The following is a 5,064-nucleotide window of genomic DNA, read 5'->3' as shown; positions in this document are numbered from 1 at the left end:
GTTCTTAACCTGATTGAGATCTATTCATGAGATAGTGCGCAAGCTCCACGGCCTGCGCGTTGCATCAACCCCGCACTCGCGTGCCCGAGTTTTCCGTTTCACCCCCTGCACTGCAGCCTTGGCCGCTCCGTCCGCCTTGCTGCGTTGCTACAGCCCGTACTGCACGGCCAGGCCGTGCACTCACTTGTTCATGACTTTGCTTTTTCTTCGACCCGCTCTTTTTTTAATCGCCGCTTGCGCAGTATCCGCTAGCGCTACGGCCCAAACGAAACCTGACGCCACGTGCCCGGCCGCCACGGAGATGAAAGCCGCGCAACTCCATGGCCTGTGGGCCGTGCGCTTTGACCGCCCACCTGCCGGCTTGCCGGCCCGCGCCACCATGCTGCTGGAACGGCATGCCGAATTCGCCGAAAGCCTGGCCGGCATCGTGAGCCGCGATCTGGGGCCGGCCKCCGGTTCCAAAGCCATTGCCGGACATGCGGCCAAGGCAGCACTGGCCGGTGACCTGGAGGGCGGCATGTTGCTGCTCGACGAGTCCTCCGACAATGTCAGCATCACCGGCACCTGGAACGGCGAAATGGTCGAAGGTTCTTGCGGCAAGGCCTTCAAGGGCACCTGGAAAGACACCAGCAGCAGCGCCCCGGACAATGCACCCGATGTGCCTTTTACGCTGACCCGGCTGCCCTGAACAGCGCAATTTTCAAGACCGACCATGCCACTGAAATCTCTCAATCCTGCTGCTGCATCGCTTTGCACGGTGCTTCCGGCCCTCCTGGGTCTTGGCACCACGGCTGCGGCACATGCACAGGCCACGCTGGCAAACCGCCCATCCAGCACAGGCTGGCAAACCTGTCAGGCCATGAAGGGCGACCCTGCGGCGCAGCTCACCTGCTTCCAGCAATGGGCCGATGCGCAAACGCCCGCCAACACACCGGCGCCCAGCCTGACCACAGCGCCGGCCAATGTCCAGACCGGCCAGCCGGCCACCCCGGTGCTGCTGCTGCCATCACTGAACACCGAAGCGCCGGACGGCAAGCCGATCGGCTGCAAAAACACCAGGTACTCGGAACTGTCCCGCTTCTGGGAACTGCAGCGCGGCACCGACTGCGACACCTTCTCGCTGCGCGGTTACCGGCCAATCACGCTGGCCGTCTCCACCGCCGACAGCGTGAACACACAGCCCTCATCACCCTCCGCAGGGCATACCGCGCTGACCTCCGTGCCCTATATGCGCACTGAAAACAAAATCCAGCTGTCGGTGCGCACCAAGGTCGCCAAAGGCCTGCTGAAAAGCGGCGACAACGACGACGACGACCATGACTCGGTCTGGTTCGGCTACACGCAGCAAAGCTATTGGCAGCTGTTCAACGGCAGCATCTCGCGGCCGTTTCGCACCACCGACCACGAGCCCGAGGTGATCTACATCTACCCGCACCAGATTCCGCTGGCCGGTGGCTGGAACTACCGGCTCTCGGGCCTGGGGCTGGTGCACCAGTCCAATGGCCAGTCGCTGCCGCTATCACGCAGCTGGAACCGCGTCTACCTGATGGGCGCCGCCGAGAAAACACTGGGCCAGGACTCAGGCCTGATCCTGCAGGGGCGCATCTGGGACCGGCTCAAGGAGTCCTCGGGCAATGACGACAACCCCGGCATCGAAAACTATGTGGGCCGCGCAGAAGTCACGGGCAGCTGGCAGATCAACAAGGCCAACACCGTGGGCGTCACGCTGCGCCACTCGCTGCGCAAGGAAGCCCGCGGCTCGGCCCGGTTTGACTGGATGATGGCGCCGGCCTCGTCGCCCAACTACACCGGCCTGCGTTATCACGTGCAGCTTTTCAGCGGCTACGGTGACAGCCTTGTGGACTACAACCGAAAGCGCAATGTTCTGAGCATCGGCCTGAGCCTGGTGGACTGGTAGGCGCTGGAACGACATTCCGCGGCTTGCTATGGTTTTTATAGCTGTTTGCGCTGGTATTTATTAGCCCCGGAGCGCTTTTCGCTTGAGGAATGGGGCGCAAACGTGTCTGCCAGGCGCATCCAGGCACCACGGCAACGGCGCGTCGGCTGATACCGCAACGCCCCCGCTTGCCGTAAGGTGGGGCGATGACTTTTGCCGAGCCCACCACCTTCACGCTGGCCTGCATCGTGGCCGGTGCGCTGCTGATTGCCATGACTCTGGGCGGCTCTTTCATTGCGCGGCTTCCGCTGAGCGCCGCCATGCTGTACCTCGGCGTCGGCCTGGCGGTCAGTCCCGTCGGGCTGGGGCTGCTCAAACTCGACGCCCTCAAGAACACGGTGCTGCTGGAGCGCCTCACGGAGGTGGCCGTGCTGATCTCACTGTTCACCGCCGGCATGAAGCTCGAGTTCCGCGTGCGGGATGGGCGCTGGCGCATTCCGGTGCAACTCGCAACCGTGTCGATGGTGGTCACCGTGGCCGCCATCACCGCACTGGGCGTTTATGTGCTGGATCTGCCCGTGGGCGCCGCTGTGCTGCTGGGCGCCATCCTCGCACCGACCGACCCGGTGCTGGCCTCCGACGTGCAGGTGGCCAACCCGGGCGACCGCGACCGCCTGCGTTTCGGTCTCACCGGTGAAGGCGGCCTGAACGACGGCACCGCATTTCCGTTTGTGATGCTTGGGCTGGGCCTGCTGGGCCTGCACGAACTCGGCGAAGGCGGCTGGCGCTGGTGGGCCGTCGATGTGCTGTGGGCCGTGGCCGGCGGCCTGGCCCTGGGCTGGCTGCTCGGCACGCTGGTGGGCCGCGCCATTCTTTACCTGCGCATGCGCCACCGCGAAGCGCTGGGCTCCGACGAATTCATCGCGCTGGGGCTCATCGGGTTGACGTACGGCCTGGCGCTGCTCTTTCACACCTACGGCTTCCTGGCGGTGTTTACGGCGGGCCTGGCGCTGCGCCGCATCGACGAGCCCGWTGCGCGGCCCGCGCCCCAGGCTGCGGCCGCGCCCGACGAAACGCTGAGCCCCGATGACCAGGAAGCCTCGGGCGCGGAAGCGCCCGCCCACATGATGCGCGCAGTAGAGCGCTTTAACAGCCAGCTGGAAAGTTTTGTGGAAGTCGCCATCGTGCTGGCCGTGGGGGTGCTGGTCGCCACCACACGCTTTCGCCCTGAAGTGCTGTGGTTTATCCCGGCGCTGTTCCTGGTGATCCGGCCGGCGGCGGTTTTTATCGGACTGCTGGGAACGCCGGTCAGGGGTTCGCAGCGCCGCCTGATGGCCTGGTTCGGCATTCGCGGCATCGGCTCGCTGTATTACCTGCTCTACGCCATCAACCACCACCTCCCGCCCGCGCTCGCGCAGCGGCTGCTTTCCATCACGCTCGCGGTGGTCGTCGCCTCGGTGATTGCCCATGGCATTTCTGTCACGCCGCTGATGAAACGCTATGAGGCGCGCAAACCGGGCAAACGCCGCAGGCCCTGAACAAGCGGTCCGGCGGGCGTCCGCACAGCCTCACAGAATGTCACGTTATTGATAACGATAACGATTCTCATTTGTATAATCACACTTTGACCGATTAACAAAGACACAGGAGTCGTCGTGAAACCAGCAATCAAACCCGCCATCCTTGCCGCCCTGGTGGCCCTGCTTGCCGTGCCGGCCATGGCCCAGCCCGCAGCAACGGCAGCGGCTGGTACCGAGCCTGGCACAGTGGCGGCACCAGCCACCACGGCGGCCGCCGTGGCAAAGCATTATGCCCACCTGGTGCAATCAAACTATGACGACACGCTGGCCAGCACGCTCATCCTGCAAAAAGCGGTGCAGGCTTTTACCGACGCACCGTCGGACGATGGCCTCAAGGCGGCGCGCAAGGCCTGGCTGGACGCGCGCGAGTATTACGGCCAGACCGAGGCCTTCCGTTTTTACGGCGGCCCGATCGATGACAAGAACGGCCCCGAAGGCCGCATCAATGCCTGGCCCATGGACGAGTCCTATGTCGACTACGTGAAGGACGCGCCCAACGCCGGCATYATCAACAACCGCAAGGCCGTGATCAACAAAAAGCGGCTGGCCAGCCTGAACGAGCGCAACGGCGAAGAAAACATCGCCACCGGCTGGCACGCGATTGAATTTTTGCTGTGGGGCCAGGACCTGAGCACCACCGGCCCAGGCAACCGTTCGTTTGAAGATTTTGTGGACGGCAAGAAACCCAACGCCGACCGCCGCCGCCAATACCTCAAGGTGGTGACCGAACTGCTGGTCGATGACCTCGGAATCCTCACCAAAGCCTGGGCGCCCACGTCGACCTCCTACCGCGCGAAGTTCGAGCGCGGCGGCATGGAGTCGGTGCGCAAGATGTTTGTCGGCCTGGGCTCGCTTTCGCGCGGTGAACTCGCCGGTGAACGCCTCGAAGTCGCCCTGGCCAGCCAGGACCAGGAAGATGAGCACTCATGCTTTTCCGACAACACGCACCGCGATGTGGTGAACAACGCCAAAGGCATCCAGAACGCCTGGCTGGGCCAGTACAAGCGCGCCGACGGCACGACGCTGGCCGGCCCGTCGCTGCGTGACCTGGTGGCGGTGAAAAACCCGGCACTGGCAGACCGCACCAGCAAGCAGATCGCAGCATCCGTCGCCACCGCCGAAGGCATTCAGGCACCGKTTGACCGCGAAATCGTCGGCGCCAAAGACGCACCCGGCCGGCTGCGCGTGCAAAAAACCGTCGACAGCCTGGTGCAGCAAAGCAAGGACCTGGTGGAAGCCGCCAACGCCGCCGGCATCACCAAGCTGACCCTGGTCAAACCTTAAATGGCCGACGCTGCTTCGTCCCGGATGGTCGCGCGCCCTGCGCGTGTAGTGCTTGCCTGCATGGCCGCAGCGGGACTGGCAGGGCTGGCCTTCTGGGCGTCGGCAGGGCCGGGTGCGCAAGCCGGCACGGCGCCCGACGACGAGAAAACCGGCGGCGACACCACGGTGTTTGCCACCGGCCACAACGCGTTTTCATTTCCGCTGGCCAACCTGGGCGACGAGGAACGCACGCGTTTTGTCATCGGCAATTCTTTCTTCAAGCGCAACTGGGTGCAGGCGCCCTCCTCCACCACCGCGCGTGAC

5 protein-coding genes are annotated in these 5,064 nt (G+C 64.3%); all 5 read left to right on the top strand.

Annotated features, from left to right (window positions below; all coding sequences use genetic code 11):
• The first annotated feature begins 301 nt into the window (after positions 1-301).
• Positions 302-688 carry a hypothetical protein gene (locus AC1D1P_RS13905; protein WP_477673392.1) on the top strand — a complete coding sequence of 129 codons (387 nt, stop codon included), beginning with the start codon at positions 302-304 and terminating at the stop codon, positions 686-688.
• 24 nt (positions 689-712) lie between these two features.
• Positions 713-1,918 carry a phospholipase A gene (locus tag AC1D1P_RS13900; protein ID WP_477673391.1) on the top strand — a complete coding sequence of 402 codons (1,206 nt, stop codon included), beginning with the start codon at positions 713-715 and terminating at the stop codon, positions 1,916-1,918.
• Positions 1,919-2,103: 185 nt separating this feature from the next.
• Complete coding sequence (locus tag AC1D1P_RS13895) at positions 2,104-3,435, top strand: cation:proton antiporter (RefSeq protein WP_477673390.1); 1,332 nt, start codon at positions 2,104-2,106, stop codon at positions 3,433-3,435.
• A gap of 180 nt (positions 3,436-3,615) precedes the next feature.
• On the top strand, positions 3,616-4,761 hold the full coding sequence (locus AC1D1P_RS13890; RefSeq protein ID WP_477673393.1) for an imelysin family protein: 1,146 nt from the start codon (positions 3,616-3,618) through the stop codon (positions 4,759-4,761).
• A partial coding sequence (locus AC1D1P_RS13885) for a di-heme oxidoredictase family protein (RefSeq protein WP_477673389.1) occupies positions 4,762-5,064 on the top strand: 303 nt, incomplete at its 3' end.

Source organism: Polaromonas sp. P1_E1_2, assembly GCF_056406035.1.
The sequence above is the reverse complement of the archived record's forward strand: the minus strand, read 5'-3'. Positions and strand labels throughout refer to the sequence as shown.